11 protein-coding genes are annotated in these 15,958 nt (G+C 73.8%); 10 read left to right on the top strand and 1 reads right to left on the bottom strand.

All coding sequences use genetic code 11. From position 1 onward, the window contains the following. The first annotated feature begins 284 nt into the window (after positions 1-284). From Srubr_RS05295 to Srubr_RS05255, 9 genes are all read left to right on the top strand, one after another. Entirely contained in the window at positions 285-1,376 is a 1,092-nt protein-coding gene (locus tag Srubr_RS05295; protein WP_289967422.1) for a methionine ABC transporter ATP-binding protein, read from the top strand. Then, a complete protein-coding gene (locus tag Srubr_RS05290) occupies positions 1,373-2,110 on the top strand; it encodes a methionine ABC transporter permease (RefSeq protein WP_189996238.1) in 738 nt (245 codons plus the stop codon). The genes Srubr_RS05295 and Srubr_RS05290 overlap by 4 nt, the downstream gene beginning before the upstream one ends. 91 nt (positions 2,111-2,201) lie before the next feature. Beyond that, positions 2,202-3,032, top strand: a complete 831-nt coding sequence (locus tag Srubr_RS05285) for a MetQ/NlpA family ABC transporter substrate-binding protein (protein WP_189996239.1) — start codon at positions 2,202-2,204, stop codon at positions 3,030-3,032. A gap of 22 nt (positions 3,033-3,054) precedes the next feature. Then, positions 3,055-3,882 carry a MetQ/NlpA family ABC transporter substrate-binding protein gene (locus tag Srubr_RS05280; protein ID WP_189996240.1) on the top strand — a complete coding sequence of 276 codons (828 nt, stop codon included), beginning with the start codon at positions 3,055-3,057 and terminating at the stop codon, positions 3,880-3,882. Between the two features lie 162 nt (positions 3,883-4,044). Further along, positions 4,045-4,683 carry a GNAT family N-acetyltransferase gene (locus tag Srubr_RS05275; protein WP_189996241.1) on the top strand — a complete coding sequence of 213 codons (639 nt, stop codon included), beginning with the start codon at positions 4,045-4,047 and terminating at the stop codon, positions 4,681-4,683. A gap of 90 nt (positions 4,684-4,773) precedes the next feature. Next, positions 4,774-6,093 (top strand): precorrin-6y C5,15-methyltransferase (decarboxylating) subunit CbiE, encoded by a 1,320-nt coding sequence (gene cbiE / locus Srubr_RS05270; RefSeq protein WP_189996242.1) that lies wholly within the window; start codon positions 4,774-4,776, stop codon positions 6,091-6,093. Positions 6,094-6,436: 343 nt separating this feature from the next. After that, on the top strand, positions 6,437-10,732 hold the full coding sequence (gene cobT, locus Srubr_RS05265) for a nicotinate-nucleotide--dimethylbenzimidazole phosphoribosyltransferase (RefSeq protein WP_189996243.1): 4,296 nt from the start codon (positions 6,437-6,439) through the stop codon (positions 10,730-10,732). A 398-nt stretch (positions 10,733-11,130) separates the two neighbouring features. Next, complete coding sequence (cobA, locus tag Srubr_RS05260; RefSeq protein ID WP_189996244.1) at positions 11,131-12,363, top strand: uroporphyrinogen-III C-methyltransferase; 1,233 nt, start codon at positions 11,131-11,133, stop codon at positions 12,361-12,363. 136 nt (positions 12,364-12,499) lie between these two features. Beyond that, positions 12,500-13,318 (top strand): TrmH family RNA methyltransferase, encoded by an 819-nt coding sequence (locus Srubr_RS05255; protein ID WP_189996245.1) that lies wholly within the window; start codon positions 12,500-12,502, stop codon positions 13,316-13,318. Positions 13,319-13,526: 208 nt separating this feature from the next. Here the strand turns inward: Srubr_RS05255 and Srubr_RS05250 are convergent, their stop codons facing one another. Beyond that, on the bottom strand, positions 13,527-14,954 hold the full coding sequence (locus tag Srubr_RS05250; RefSeq protein WP_189996246.1) for a serine/threonine-protein kinase: 1,428 nt from the start codon (positions 14,952-14,954) through the stop codon (positions 13,527-13,529). A gap of 606 nt (positions 14,955-15,560) precedes the next feature. Here Srubr_RS05250 and Srubr_RS05245 point away from each other — a divergent pair. After that, positions 15,561-15,737, top strand: coding sequence for a hypothetical protein (locus Srubr_RS05245; protein WP_030613749.1), 177 nt, complete (start codon positions 15,561-15,563; stop codon positions 15,735-15,737). Positions 15,738-15,958 lie beyond the last annotated feature (221 nt).

The raw sequence follows: 15,958 nt of genomic DNA, 5'->3' as shown, positions 1-15,958 counted from the left end.
ACCCCGGCCCGCACTGTCCGCCGTTGTCCAGCATCCGGACATCGGCGGCCGTCCGGGACCGCCCGTCTGGTTTACTGAGCGCATGACCACGACGAGCTGCCGCACCCTTGCGACCGAGGCGACCATGACGCCCGGTGCTCGTTGTATGTGTCGCCTGATGTGTCGAATGTGCGCCTTCTAGAGGGCCCCCGCATCAGCCAGCCTCGCGCCCCGAAGCGAGACCGTGGCATGTCCGTGCGCCGTAGGCCGTACGAGACGCACCCCCCGCTCCATGCCGCAACCGCATGCACCCGTGCCCGGGCACACCCACGCCCGCGCACTCGACAGTGACGGAAACCCACGTGATCACCACCTCGGGCCTGACCAAGGTCTACCGCTCCCGCGGCCGTGAGGTCACCGCCCTCGACGGCGTCGATCTGCACGTCCGCGAAGGCGAGGTCTACGGCGTCATCGGCCAGTCCGGCGCCGGCAAGTCCTCCCTCATCCGCTGCGTCAATCTGCTGGAGCGCCCCACCTCCGGCACCGTGACCGTCGCCGGGCAGGACCTCACCGCCCTGGCCGGGCGCGGCCCGCGGGCCGGCCGGGAGCTGCGCCGCGCCCGCAGCCGGATCGGCATGGTCTTCCAGCACTTCAACCTGCTGTCCTCGCGGACCGTCCAGGACAACGTCGAGCTGCCGCTGGAGATCCTCGGCAAGTCCGGCAAGGAGCGCTCCCGCAAGGCCCTGGAGCTGCTGGACCTCGTCGGCCTCGCCGACAAGGCCAAGGCCTACCCCGCCCAGCTCTCCGGCGGCCAGAAGCAGCGCGTCGGCATCGCCCGCGCCCTGGCCGGCGACCCCAAGGTGCTGCTCTCCGACGAGGCCACCAGCGCCCTGGACCCGGAGACCACCCGCTCCATCCTCCAGCTGCTGCGCGACCTGAACCGGCAGCTGGGCCTGACCGTCCTGCTCATCACCCACGAGATGGACGTCGTGAAGACGATCTGCGACTCCGCCGCCCTCATGGAGCGGGGCCGGATCGTGGAGTCCGGCACCGTCAGCGAGCTGCTGGCCACCCCGGGCTCCACGCTGGCCGCCGCGCTGTTCCCGGTGGGCGGCGAGGCCACCGGCGCCGACCGGACCGTCCTCGACGTCACCTTCCACGGCGAGAGCGCCACCCAGCCGGTCGTCTCCCAGCTCGCCCGCACCTACAACATCGACATCTCGATCCTCGGCGCCGCCATCGACACCGTCGGCGGCCTCCAGGTCGGCCGGATGCGCATCGAACTGCCCGGCCGCTACGAGGACAACGTGGTCCCGATCGGGTTCCTGCGCGAGCAGGGCCTGCAGATCGACGTCGTGGGCCAGGACGCCCCGCTGGTGAAGGAAGGTGCCAAGTGACCTGGTCGGAGATGCAGCCGCTGCTGTCGGACGCGTGTAGCCAGACCTTCACCATGGTGCTCTGGTCCACCGTGATCGCCGTCGTCGCGGGCCTGCCGCTCGGCATCCTCCTGGTCCTCACGGACCGGGGCGGCCTGCTGCAGAACGTCCTCGCCAACAAGGTGATCGGCCAGGTCGTGAACGTCGGCCGGTCCATGCCGTTCATCATCCTGATGGTCGCGCTGATGACCTTCACCCGCTGGGTCACCGGCACCACCATCGGCACCACCGCCGCCATCGTGCCGCTCGCCATCGGCGGCATCCCCTTCTTCGCCCGCCTGGTCGAGACGGCCGTGCGCGAAGTCGACCAGGGACTCGTCGAGGCCGTGCAGTCCATGGGCGGCAACACCTGGACGATCGTCCGCAAGGTCCTCGTCCCCGAGGCCCTGCCCTCGCTGATCGCCTCCACCACCACCACGATCATCGCCCTCATCGGCTACTCCGCCATGGCCGGCACGGTCGGCGGCGGCGGCCTCGGCGACCTCGCCGTCCGCTACGGCTACCAGCGCTTCGAGACCGAACTGATGTGGATCACGGTGGCGATCCTCGCCGTCGTCATCTCCCTCATCCAGTTCGCCGGCGACTTCGCCGCCCGCTCCCTGCACCGCCGCGGCGCCCGCTCCGGCCCGGCCCCCAAGCTCCGCCTGCTGAAGGCCAAGGAGCCCGCCGCGGCCGAGATCAGCAAGGTCGCGTAACGCACCCGACCGGCCAGGCCGCGCCAGGCACCCCAGGCTCCCCGGCCACTCGTACCCGGGGTCGCACCACCCTTAAGGAAAGGCACTTTTCGTGCGTAACACCGCCAAGCTCACCACCGCCGTCCTCGCCGCCTCAGCCCTCACCCTCGGGCTGACCGCCTGCGGCTCCGACAAGGACTCCGGCTCCCTCGACGCCGACGGCCCGCTGATCGTCGCCGCGAGCCCGACCCCGCACGCCGAGATCCTCAACTTCGTCAAGGACAAGCTGGCGAAGAAGGCGGGCCTCGACCTGGAGGTCAAGGAGTTCACCGACTACATCGCGCCGAACACGGCGACCGAGGACGGCTCGGTGGGCGCCAACTACTTCCAGAACCAGCCCTACCTCGACGACTTCAACAACAAGCGCGGCACCCACATCGTGCCCGTCGTCACGGTGCACCTGGAACCGCTCGGCCTGTACTCCCACAAGGTCAAGAAGGCCGACGCCCTCAAGAGCGGTGCGACCGTCGCCGTCCCGAACGACGCCGTCAACGAGGCCCGCGCCCTGAAGCTGCTCGCCGACAACGGGCTGATCACCCTCAAGGACGGCGCCGGCAACGAGGCCACCCCGCGGGACATCACCAAGAACCCCAAGAACCTCAAGTTCAAGGAGGTCGAGGCGGCCCAGACCCCGCGCTCCCTGGACGACGTCGACGCGGCCGTGGTCAACGGCAACTACGCCATCTCCGCCGGCCTGAAGCCCGCCAAGGACGCCCTCGTCCTGGAGTCCCCGAAGGACAACCCCTACGGCAACTTCCTCGCCGTGAAGAAGGGCAACGAGAAGGACCCGCGGGTGACCAAGCTGGCCAAGCTCCTCACCTCGCCCGAGGTCAAGAAGTTCATCGACGACAAGTACCAGGGCTCGGTCATCCCGTCGTTCTGAGCCGCCGAGGGGGACTGACGCCATGCGCACGTCCGTCGCCGCGGTGGCGGCCCTGGCCCTCGGCCTCGGCCTCACCGCCTGCGGCTCCGGCACGGACTCAGGCAAGGGCGGTGGCAAGGACGACACCCTCGTCGTCGGCGCCACCGCCGTCCCGGCCGGCGAGGTGCTCACCTACATCAAGGACCACCTCGCCGCCAAGGCCGGCCTGAAGCTGGAGATCAAGGAGTTCACCGACTACGTCCTGCCCAACACCGCCCTCCAGGAGGGCGAGCTGGACGCCAACCTCTACCAGAACCAGCCCTTCCTGGACGACTTCAACGAGTCCAAGGGCACCGACCTGGTCCCGGTCGTCAAGCCCTACCTGCCGCCCATGGGCGTCTACTCGCACCGGGTGAAGGACATCACCGGCCTCGCCGACGGCGCCACCGTCGCCGTACCCAACGACATCACCAACGAGGGCCGCGCCCTGAAGCTGCTCGCCGCCGGCGGTGTCATCAAGCTCAAGGCGGGCGCCGGCGCCGACGCCTCACCCCGGGACGTCACCGACAACCCCCGGCACCTGAGGTTCAGGGAGCTGGAGGCCGCCCAGCTGCCCCGCTCGCTCGACGACGTGGACGCCGCGGTCGTCAACAACAACTACGCGCAGGACGCGGGCCTGAGCCCCGCCGAGGACGCGATCCTGCTGGAGTCGGCGGAGGACAACCCGTACGCCAACCTCCTCGCCGTCAAACGCGGCCACGAGGACGACCCACGGGTGAAGAAGCTCGCCGGCCTGCTCGTCTCACCCGAGGTCCGCGCGTTCATCAAGGACAAGTACCACGGGTCCGTCCTGCCCGCGACCGGCGGCTGACGGCACGCACACCGGGTACGGCGACGCACGGGGTCCCCTCCCTCACGAGGAGCGGACCCCGTCGTGCGCTCCGGTGGTTTCATGCTGCATGCTGGGCAGTTCAGCGGACCTGACGGCCCTGACGGTCTTTCCGAGGAACTTCCGAAGGTTACGGAGCGGCGCATGACGAGCACCTTCCCCAGCATCTCCATCAGCACGGAGCGGTTGGTGCTGCGTCCCTTCGACGAGGACGACGTGCCCGCCCTGGCCGAGATGATGAACGACGAGCAAGTCGTCGCCTGGACCAGCGTCCCCCACCCCTACACCGAGGCCGACGCCCGCCAGTGGATCACCCGGCTCGCCCCCGAGGAGCGCACCGCGGGCCGCGGCATCGTGCTCGCCGTCACCGAGTTCCTCACCCAGCGGCTCGTCGGTATCGTGCACCTGAGGAACACGGACTGGCGCATCCGCTCCAGCGAACTGGCCTACGTCATCGCGCCCTGGGCCCGCGGCGAGGGCTACGCCTCCGAAGCCGCCCTCGCCACCGCCCAGTGGCTCTTCCACGACCAGGACTTCGAGCGGCTCGAACTGCGCACCGCCGCCGACAACACCGCCTCCCAGCAGGTGGCCCAGAAGATCGGCTGCATCAGCGAGGGCGTGCTGCGCAACGCCTGGATAGCCCGCGCCAGGACCGAGGACGGCACCTGGGCCCACGTACGCACCGACGTCATCGTCTGGAGCCTGCTGCCCGAGGACCTCGCCGGGGTCGGCGAGCAGCTGGCCGACGCGAGTGGTTTCACCTCGTACTCGGACTGGAACTGAGACTTCCGGGCCGCACCAGGTACGCTCACGGAGCCCGCGCACGGGCTCCCTCCCCGAAGACCCGAGCAGAACCACTGGAGACTGACGACGATGGCCGACCGGGTCACGGTGATCGGCTGGGACGGCTCGCCGCTGACCGCCGCGGCACGGGGCGCCCTCAGCGCCGCCACCCTCGTGGCCGGAGCCGCCCACCACCTGGCGCTGCCCGAGGTGCCGCCCGCCGCCGAACGCGTCCGCCTCGGCAGCCTCCCGCTGGCCGCCCGCCGCATCGCCGCCCACCGCGGCACCGCCGTCGTCCTCGCCGACGGCGACCCCGGCTTCTTCGGCGTCGTACGCACCCTGCGCGCGCCCGAGTACGGCCTGGAGGTCGAGGTCGTCCCCGCCGTCTCCTCCGTCGCCACCGCCTTCGCCCGGGCCGGCATGCCCTGGGACGACGCCCAGGTGGTCGTCGCCCACCCGCGCACCCTGCGCCGCGCCGTGAACGTCTGCCGCGCCCACACCAAGGTCGCCGTCCTCACCGCGCCGGGCGCCGGCCCCGCCGAACTCGGGCTCCTGCTGGAGGGCGTGCACCGCACCTTCGTCATCTGCGAGGAACTGGGCACCGAACGCGAACAGGTCAGCGTCGTCACCTCCGACAAGGCCGCCGACCACACCTGGCGCGACCCCAACGTGGTCATCGTCATCGGCGGACCGGCCGGCGCCGCGGAGGGCGGCGGCTGGATCGCCGGCCGCGACCCGGGCACGGGCCCGCGGGGCTGGGTACAGCCCGACGCGAGCTACGCCGTCGGAACGGCCCATGGCCCGGGCGGCGGTTCGGCCCATGGCTCGGGCGGCGGTTCGGTCAATGGTCCGGCCCACGGTCCGGGGGGTGGTCCGGGCGGCGGTCCGGCCGGGGTGCTCGGCGAGGGGGAGAAGGAGCTCCTGCGCGCCGCCCAACTCGCCCGCCTGGGGCCCCGGACCGGCGACCTCGTGTGGGACATCGGCTGCGGCGCCGGCGCGTTCGCCGCCGAGGCCGCCCGGGCCGGCGCGGCCGTCATCGCCGTCGACCGCGACCCGGCCGCCTGCGCCCGCACCGAGGGGGCCGCCCGCCGCTTCGGGGTCCAGCTCCAGGTGGTCCACGGCAGCGCCCCGCACGTCCTGGAGAACCTGCCCGAGCCGGACGTCGTCCGGGTCGGCGGCGGTGGCCCGGCCGTCGTCTCCGCGGTCGCCGACCGGCGCCCGCGGCGCATCGTCACCCACGCCGCCACCCGGGACGCCGCCGAGCGCGTCGGCCGCGACCTGACCGAGCACGGCTACCGGGTCCAGTGCGCCCTGATCCAGTCCGTCGAACTCGACACCAGGGCCTGGACCGAGACCGAGCGGAACGTCGCGTTCCTGCTCAGCGGGGTCCTGCCCGATCGCGCCCCGTGATCCGGTTGTCGTACCGCGCGCGGTAGGCTGGCCGATCGTTGTACCGCACCGGTGGCCCGGACTTCGTTCGCCAATGTCCGGATCGCACGCCCGTCTTGGGCGGGTGTGGTACTGCGGAACCGGAGGACGCGCAACGTGGCGCAGTCCACAGCGGGCTGTCGCGGATCATGCTGTCGCGACGGCGGAACGGCCGGGACAATGCCACTGAATGGCTTTGTCGCCTTTTCCGGCGGGTCGTTCGTGCCGCTGGGCACGGACGCTCGTTCTTCACTGCGGGGCGGTCGGTGCGCCGTTCCGGGTGAGCTGGTCGTAGGAAGCACTAACCGATGGGCGAGGGGTACGCATGACCGACACCGGCCAGGTCCCGGGCGAGGGGCAGCCGGAGAGCGCAGGCATGGTGGAACAGCCGGGCGTCCCCGCGCACGGCGCGTACACCTACCTGTCCGAGGCGCCCGCCGAGGACGAGGACCTGCTGCTGCCGGGTGCCCAGGGCGCGTGGGGCAACGAGGTGCCGCCACCCGCTCCGGAACCGGTGGTGGAGGCCGTCCACGAGCCGGGCCCGCACGAGACGGCCGGCCGTGACACCGGCTCGGTCGACCTCGGCGGCGTCCGCCTGCCCCACCCGGGTCCCGCGTCGGTGCCGCCGTCGCCCATCCTCTCGGCGCCGCACGACCCGGCCGCCGCGCCGCAGCCGCCGCGCCGTCCGCTGCACCTCGGTCCGCCGATCCCCGACGCCTCCGCGAGCCCGGTCCGCTCCCTCGCCGACCGCGGCCCCGCCGGAGCGCCGGTACGCCAGCCCGGCCCGGCGGCTTCCGGCCCCGAGTACCTCGACGCCCAGCCCCAGCCGGCCCCGCAGAACGCGACACCGTGGGGGGCGGCGCCCGAGCCCCAGGTTCCGGCGCAGACCGAGGCGCAGATTCAGGACGACGTGCAGGCTCAGGCAGGCGTACAGGGGCAGGGTGAAGCCCAGGCGCAGGCCGAGGTGCAGGCCCAGGCTCCGGTCGAGGGGCAGGCTGAGACGTATGTCCAGGCCCAGCCCGGGGTCGAGGCTCAGGTTCCGGCCGAGGTGCGGGCCGAGGTACAGGCCGAGGTTCCGGTCGAGGGACAGGCCGAGGTTCAGGGCCAGGACCAGGCTCAGGTTTCGGTCGAGGCGCAGGCACAGGCACAGGCTCAGGCCCAGGCGCCCGTTGAGGGCCAGCTCCCGGCTCAGGCTCCGGCCGAGGGGCAGGCCGTGATCCAGGCCCAGGCTCCGGCACCGGCCGAGGCTCCCGCCCAGGCTCCGGTCGGCGAGCAGGCACCGGCTGCGGAAACGGTTGTCCCGGCCGAGGCCGTCGAGCCCGTCGCCCCCGCGGCTCCCGCCCCCGCCGAGCCGGCCGACGCGGCCCAGGCCACGATGGCCCGCCTCGCGACCCAGGCGGCGGCCCAAGGCGCGTCCGGCGACACCGGTCAGTTTTCCGTCGTGCACGGTCAGGACGGGGCGTACACCGCACCGGCCGAGGCGCCGGCCGCCGACGCCGAAACCGAGGCGCCCGCCGAGGGCGTCGCGGCTGGCGCGGACGCGGCGGAGCCGGGCGTTCCGGCCCAGGTGGCGCCGCAGCAGGCCGTCGAGGACCCGGTGGCACCGGAGGAGGCCGTGCGGCTCGCGCAGGCTGCCGAGGCCGCCGCGACGAACGCCGAGGTCGCCGCCGCCGAGGCCCCTGCCGTGACCTCGGAAGCCGCCGTGACCGCCGAGACCGGCGGTTCTGCCGAGACCGGCGGTTCTGCCGAGACAGAGATCGCCGAGACCACCGTCGCCGAGCCGGCTGTGACGGAACCCGACGCGCCCGAGTCCGACGCGTCCGAATCCATGGTGGCCGAGGCCGCCGTGACCGAGGCGGTCCAGCCGGGCACGGACGCGGAGCCGATCGAGGCCGCGGAGCCGATCGAGGCCGCGGAGCCGGTCGAGCCCGCGCACCCCACCGAGGACCCGCAGATCACTCAGGCCGCCCAGCCGACCGAGGACCCGCAGACCGCCCAAGACACGCAGCCGGACATGGCCGCAGAGGTCGCCGACGCGCCGCAGGTCACCGGCTCCGCGCAGCCCCAGCCCGCCGTCGACACCCCGGAGCCGGTCGCGTCCGCCGGCCCGGCCGCCGATCAAGACGTGCCTCAGGACCCGGCCCAGCCCACCGCCCAGGTTTCCGCCGAACTCCCGGCCCCCGTCCAGGAGGTGGGTCCGGCCGCGGCCCAGGCCACCGACCAGGTGCCCGCCGAAGTCCCGCCCCCCGCCCAGGAGATGGCTCAGGCCCCTGCCCCGGCCGCTCCCGAAGCCCTGGCCGAAGACGTCGCCCCGGTGGCCGAGCCCACCGCCCCGACGGCCCTCGCCGAGCCCGGCCCCACCCCCACCGCCGTTCCGGCCCAGCCGGGCCCGGATGCCCCGGACGCCCCGGGCGTCGTACCGGCCGCCCAGCCCGCCGTAGCCCAGGCCCCGGAGGCACCACAGCCCCAGGCACCCGCGTCGGACGCACCCGCGCCGGACGCACCCGTGCCGGACGCACCCGTGCCGGACGCACCCGCGCCGGACGCCGCCGTACCGGGCCCCGAGCAGCCGCTCGGGCAGTTCGTACCGGTGCAGGGCCAGGTGCCCACCACCCCGCACCTGGCGCCCACCCCGCCGCAGCCCGTGGTGGCGCCCGCGGCCGAACCGCAGGTGCCGCAGGTACCGCACGTCGCGCAGGAGCAGCCGCAGCCGGTGGTCACGGTGCCCGCGCCCCGCGAGGGCGAGCCGGCCCAGGTACCGGCCGGGGCGGAGCCGCAGCCCGCCCCCGACGCCGTACAGCACACGGAGCGGACGGAGGACCCGGACACCAGGGCCGCCGACCAGGAAGAGAGCACGGCCGCGGTGGCGGAAGCACGACAGTCCACCGGCCCGGCCGCGCCCCCTTACGCCGACGCCGAACGCGAGGCCGTCCTGAAGGTGATGCGCGAGCGCCGCGACATCCGCAACGGCTTCCGCAGCGACCCCATCCCGCACGAGGTGCTGCTCCGGGTCCTGGAGGCCGCGCACACCGCGCCGTCCGTGGGCCACTCGCAGCCCTGGGACTTCGTCGTCATCAGATCCGCCGAGACCCGGCAGACGATGCACGAACTGGCGATGCGACAGCGCGAGGCGTACGCCAAGTCGCTGCCGAAGGGCCGGGCCAAGCAGTTCAAGGAACTGAAGATCGAGGCCATCCTCGACACCCCGGTCAACATCGTCGTCACCGCAGACCCCACCCGCGGCGGCCGGCACACCCTCGGCCGTCACACCCAGCCGCAGATGGCGCCCTACTCCTCGGCGCTCGCGGTGGAGAACCTCTGGCTCGCCGCCCGCGCCGAAGGCCTCGGCGTCGGCTGGGTCAGCTTCTTCGACGAGCGGGAGATGGTCCGCGCGCTCGGCCTGCCCGAGCACCTGGAGGTCGTCGCCTACCTGTGTGTCGGGTACGTCGACGAATTCCCGGACGAGCCCGAGCTGATGCAGGCCGGCTGGTCCAAGCGACGCCCCCTGTCCTGGGTGGTGCACGAGGAGACGTACGGCCGCCGCGCCCTGCCCGGAGAGGAACCCCACGACCTGCTCGCCGAGACCGTCGCACAGATCCGCCCGCTCGACGCCAAGGCGCTCGGCGAGGCATGGGAGCGCCAGAAGCGCATGACCAAGCCGGCCGGCGCGCTCGGCATGCTGGAGATCATCTCCGCACAGCTGTGCGGGCTGTCCCGGCAGTGCCCGCCGCCGATCCCGGAACCCGCCGCCGTCGCGGTCTTCGCCGGCGACCACGGTGTGCACGCCCAGGGCGTCACCCCCTGGCCGCAGGAGGTGACCGCCCAGATGGTGGCCAACTTCCTCGGCGGGGGAGCCGTCTGCAACGCCTTCGCCGCCCAGGTCGGCGCCGAGGTGTGCGTCGTGGACGTGGGCGTGGCCGCCGACCTGCCCGCCACGCCGGGCCTGCTGCCGCGCAAGATCCGCGGTGGTACGTCCGACATGACCGCCGGCCCCGCGATGACCCGCGAGGAGGCCAAGGCGGCCATCGAGGTGGGCATCGAGACCGCCCGCGACCTGGTGGCGGCCGGCAACAAGGCGCTGCTCACCGGTGAGATGGGCATCGCCAACACCACCGCGTCCGCGGCGCTGATCTCCGTCTTCACCGGCGCCGACCCGGCCGAGGTGACCGGGCGTGGCACGGGCATCAACGACGAGACGCTGGTCCGCAAGACCGAGGTCGTCCGCCGCGCGCTGGAACTCCACCAGCCGGACCCGGCCGACCCGCTCGGCGTCCTCGCGGCCGTCGGCGGCTTCGAGCACGCGGCCATGGTCGGCCTGCTGCTCGGCGGCGCGTCCCTGCGTACGCCGGTGATCCTGGACGGCGTCAGCGCCGGAGCGGCGGCCCTCGTCGCCCGCGCGATCGCCCCCGAGGTGCTCGCGGCCTGCATCGCCGGCCACCGCAGTGCCGAGCCGGGCCACGTCGCGGCGCTGAACAAGCTGGGCCTGCGTCCCCTGGTCGACCTCGACCTCCGCCTCGGCGAGGGCACGGGAGCCCTGCTGGCGCTCCCGCTGGTCCAGAGCACGGCGAGGGCCATGCACGAGGTGGCCACGTTCGACGCGGCGGGCGTCACCGAGAAGTAGGAGACAGGCGCCCGGCACGCGCGGCACCGGGCGCCTTCCGCCGTCCACGGGCCGGTTGCCGGGCATCCGGGGATGCCTTCCGGCGTACGGACCGGTGCCGGGCACCTGTCGACGCTCCCTCGCGTCGTCCACGGGCCGGTTGCCGGGCGCCCGCCGATGCCTTCCGGTGTCTGCGGGCCGGTTGCCGGGCGCCCGCCGATGCCTCCCGGCGTCCACGGGCCGCTGCCGAGCACCTGTCCATGCCCTCCTACGTCGTCCACCGGCCCGCGCCCGCCGGCTCCCACCACGACCGGTCCCCGGCGCTGCTGCCCAGTCACCGGACACCTGCCCCACCCACCCCGCCGTCACCGTAAAATCCGCACGTCAGCGCCACCGCAAAGCCACCGGAGGACGCCCTCATGGCCGAACATCCCGCCTACCCCGTAGGCCTCCGCCTCTCCGGCCGCCGCGTGGTCGTCCTGGGCGGCGGCACTGTGGCCCAGCGCCGCCTCCCCGCCCTGATCGCGGCTGGCGCGGACATCACCGTCGTATCCCCGCAGGCCACCCCCTCGGTCGAGGCCATGGCCGAGGCGGGGGAGATCACCTGGGAGCGGCGGGCCTATGCCGAAGGCGACCTCGCCGAGGCCTGGTACGCCCTCATCGCCACCAGCGACCCCGACGCCAACACCCGTGCCTCCGCCGAGGCGGAGCGGCACCGCGTCTGGTGCGTCCGCTCCGACGACGCCGACCAGGCCACGGCCTGGACCCCGGCGACCGGCCACAGCGAGGGCGTCACCGTCGCCGTACTGACCACGCACGCGCGGGGCCGCGACCCCCGCCACACCGCCGCCATCCGGGACGCGGTCGTGGCGGGCCTGCGCGATGGCACCCTCGTCGCCCCGCACCACCGCACCCGCACCGCCGGCGTGGCCCTGGTCGGCGGCGGCCCCGGCGACCCCGACCTGATCACCGTCCGCGGCCGGCGCCTGCTCGCCGAGGCGGACGTCGTGATCGCCGACCGGCTGGGCCCGCGCGATCTGCTCGCCGAGCTGCCGCCGCACGTCGAGGTGATCGACGCGGCCAAGATCCCCTACGGCCGTTACATGGCCCAGGAGGCCATCAACAACGCGCTGATCGAGCACGCCAAGCAGGGCAAGGCGGTGGTCCGGCTCAAGGGCGGCGACCCGTTCGTCTTCGGCCGGGGCATGGAGGAGGTCCAGGCGCTCGCCGAGGCCGGCATCCCGTGCACGGTGGTTCCCGGCATCTCCAGCTCCATCTCGGTCCCGGGCGCGGCCGGCATCCCGGTCACGCACCGAGGGGTCGCCCATGAGTTCACCGTGGTCAGCGGCCATGTGGCGCCCGACGACGAGCGGTCCCTGGTCGACTGGCCCTCGCTCGCCAAGCTCACCGGCACCCTGGTGATCCTGATGGGCGTCGACAAGATCGGGAAGATCGCCGAGACGCTCGTCGCCCACGGCAAGCCGCCGACGACGCCGGTGGCCCTGGTCCAGGAGGGCACGACGGCCGCCCAGCGCCGGGTGGACGCCACCCTGGCCACGGTCGCGGAGACGGTACGGTCTCAGGAGGTGAAGCCCCCGGCGGTCATCGTCGTGGGCGAGGTCGTACGGGTCGGCCCCGAGCCCGCCGCCTGATCACCCCCACGGGGAACCTCACGCCGGACCCCCGCGGAACCCTCTCGGGCAACCTCGAGTAACCTCAAGTAACCCCGGGTAACACAACCCTTACCCAGCCGTTGGCAGCCCATCCAGGACAAGGCAGTATCACCCTGTGGCCGATCTCATCACCGTCGAGGACCCCGACGACCCGCGCCTGGCCGACTACACGGGCCTGACCGACGTGGAGCTGCGCCGCCGGCGGGAGCCCGCGGAGGGCCTGTTCATCGCCGAGGGCGAGAAGGTCATCCGCAGGGCCAAGGAAGCGGGCTACGAGATGCGGTCCATGCTGCTCTCGGCGAAGTGGATCGACGTCATGCGCGACGTCATCGACGAGCTCCCGGCCCCGGTGTATGCCGTGAGCCCGGAACTCGCCGAACGGGTCACCGGCTACCACGTGCACCGCGGCGCCCTCGCGTCCATGCAGCGCAAGCCGTTGCCGACGGCCGGCGAACTGCTCCGCACCGCCCGCCGCGTGGTGATCATGGAGTCGGTGAACGACCACACCAACATCGGCGCGATCTTCCGCTCGGCGGCGGCCCTCGGCATGGACGCGGTGCTGCTGTCGCCCGACTGCGCCGACCCGCTGTACCGGCGGAGCGTCAAGGTCTCGATGGGCGCGGTGTTCTCCGTGCCGTACGCCCGCCTGGAGACCTGGCCGAAGGGGCTGGAGTCGGTCCGTGAGGCCGGTTTCACGCTGCTCGCGCTCACCCCGGACGAGAAGGCCCGCAGCCTGGACGAGGCCGCGCCGCACCGCATGGACCGGGTGGCGCTCATGCTCGGCGCGGAGGGCGACGGCCTGTCCACGCAGGCCCTGGTCGCCGCCGACGAATGGGTCCGCATCCCGATGTCCCACGGCGTCGACTCCCTCAACGTGGGCGCGGCGGCAGCGGTGGCGTTCTACGCGGTGGCGACGGGCCGGCCACAGCCCTGACGGCAGGGGCGGCACGCGATGCCCGTCCCCGGCGCCCGGTCACTGCCCTCGCAGCCCGGCGCGCGGAGCGGGCCGCCGGTACTCACCCCGGCCGCCGGTCCCCACCCCGCTGCGTCCGCTGGTGTTCACCTCGCCCCGGTGTGTGCCCCGGTGCCCCGTGCCCGCGCTTCCCCGGAAGCCCCCGGCTTGCGGTGCCGTGGCCCCGCGTCTACGCCGACCGCTCCCAGGTGAACCCGCCGTCACCCGACGGCCCCGTAACGCTCTGGTGTGCCGCGGCGCCCGGCTGGGCGTGCCGCTCCCGCTGGACCCCGCCGTCGCCGCCCAGCCCGCGCGCCGGACCCTGGCAGCCCTGGGCCACCGCGATGCCGAGCGCCACCAGCAGCGTCACCACCACGAACACGAACAGCCGCTGCCGCAGCAGCCGCGGATTGGCGGGCCGCAGACCGGTCCCCGTCGGGCGCCGCCCGGAGCCGCCGCGCGGACCCGGACGTCCGCCGCCGGAGCGCGGACCGCCGCCGCGCGGCGCCGGGGTGGGCCGTACCGCACCCGGCCGGACGGACGCGGCCCCGCCGCGCCCACCGCCGGCACCACGCGAGGGCACGCCCTCACGGGACGGCACGTCGCCGCGCGCGGAGACGCCTCCCCGGGACGGCATCCCGCCCCGGGCCGGGACGCCCGGGCGCGGCGGCGTGCCGGAGGAGCCCCGCCGCTGGGCGCGCTGCGGCTCGGGGTAGGTGTCGGCGAGCCGCCCGGTGGGCCGGTCGGCCTCGGCGGCCCGCGGGTGCGGCGGCCGTACGTCGTTCAGCCCCTGCGCCTCCCGGGCCGCGATCTCCTTCAGCCGCAGCGACAGCTGGAGCGTGCTGGGCCGCTCCTCGGGGTCCTTCGCCAGACACGCCCGGATCAGCGGGGCCAGCGCGTCCGGCACGCCGGCCAGCTGCGGCTCCTCGTGCACCACCCGGTACAGCATCACCTCGGAACTGCCGTGCCCGAAGGGCGAGTCACCGGTCGAGGCGTACGCCAGCGTGGCGCCGAGCGAGAAGACGTCGGTGGCCGGGGTGACGGCCGCGCCGCGCACCTGCTCGGGGGCGAGGAAGCCGGGGGAGCCGACCGCGGTGCCCACATGGGTGAGCGTGGAGGCGCCGGTGGCCCAGGCGATGCCGAAGTCGATGATCCGCGGCCCCTTGGGGGACAACAGGATGTTGGAGGGCTTCAGGTCCCGGTGGACGACACCGGCCTCGTGCACGGCGACCAGCCCCTCGGACAGGGCCGCGCCGATCGCCGCCGTGTCCGCCGCGCCGAGCGCCCCCTCCTCGGCGACCTTGTCGTGCAGGGAGGGGCCGGGCACGTACTGGGTGGCGAACCAGGGCCGCTCGGCCTCCAGATCGGCGGCGACCAGCCGGGCCGTGCAGCCGCCGCGGATCCGCCGGGCCGCGGACACCTCGCGCGCGAACCGCGACCGGAACTCCTGGTCCTCCGCCAGATCCGGCCGGATCACCTTCAGCGCGACCCGCTGCCCCTTCTTGTCGGAGCCGAGATACACCACGCCCATTCCGCCCGCGCCGAGCCGTCGGTGAAGCCTGAACGAGCCGACGACGCGCGGGTCCTCGCGCCTCAGGCGCATCATCGCCATGTTCATCCCCGCTGCCCGGTCCCTGTGACGTGGCCCAGCTTACGTTTCCACGGCCGCCCACGCGCATAGGCCGCGCCCTCTCGGCGGGACGGATTGCGCGGGCCGTCAGGGGAAGGTGAAACGCGGTCAGCAGTCCGGACCGCAGAGCGACTTCACGCCACCTTGACCCCCAACCCGCCTGCCGCTCCGGGAGGTTGAGCTCGCGCGGAGCCGGGGCACCCCGGGCGGCGCCCCGCCCTGCCGCCGACCGCCGGCCGCCCGCGGGCGGGGCCGGGCCCCGGACCGGGACCGACCTCCGGGACCCCTTCCGGTACCGGTCCGAGTGATCGAAGTCACTCCACCCGGTGAGCGGGACGCTTCCGAAATGACCGGACAGAGCGGACGACCCCTCCGGGAAGTCCCCGAGACCCGGGCCCGCGTCTCCACCCAGGGGAGTACTCGAAGGCTGGGGGCTCATCCTCCCGGAGGCCCGGCAATCGGTACGAGGGCATGACGTCAGCCCCGGGCGGCCCGCCTAGATTTGAGGACGACAAGCGGCGGGTGCGGTACTCGTCCCCCGAGGCCGGACATCCGCCGCTCGCAGCCGACAACCGAACAGTAAGGAGAAGGACCATGGCCCACACGGCACCGCGACGCCCGGCGTTCGCCTCCCGCCGCACGGGCCGCCGCCACCCGTTGGTGGCGACGCTCATGGCCCTTCCTCTCGCGGCCCTGCTCCTGCTCGTCTTCGACGGCTGGGAGACGGTGGCCACACAAGCGTCGTCCGTGGGTGCGATGCTGGGGCGCTGAGCGGCGACCCCAGGCCCGGAAGAGCGGTCCGGGCGGGGACATCGATCCATGAAACCCCGTGGGGACGGGGGTACGGCGGACGGCAGAATGCCGGCGCAGCTGGGGAGCTGCGCCGGCATCAGCCGTTTCCCGCCACGGCGTCCCGTAGGGGGCGCGCTTTCCCCCGGGCCCTTCTTGGCCGCGCGGGGGAGCGGCCGTCCCCGCGACCGGCCCCAGTACCC

Origin of the sequence: Streptomyces rubradiris, from assembly GCF_016860525.1 — a bacterium.
Lineage (GTDB): Bacteria > Actinomycetota > Actinomycetes > Streptomycetales > Streptomycetaceae > Streptomyces > Streptomyces rubradiris.
The sequence above is the reverse complement of the archived record's forward strand: the minus strand, read 5'-3'. Positions and strand labels throughout refer to the sequence as shown.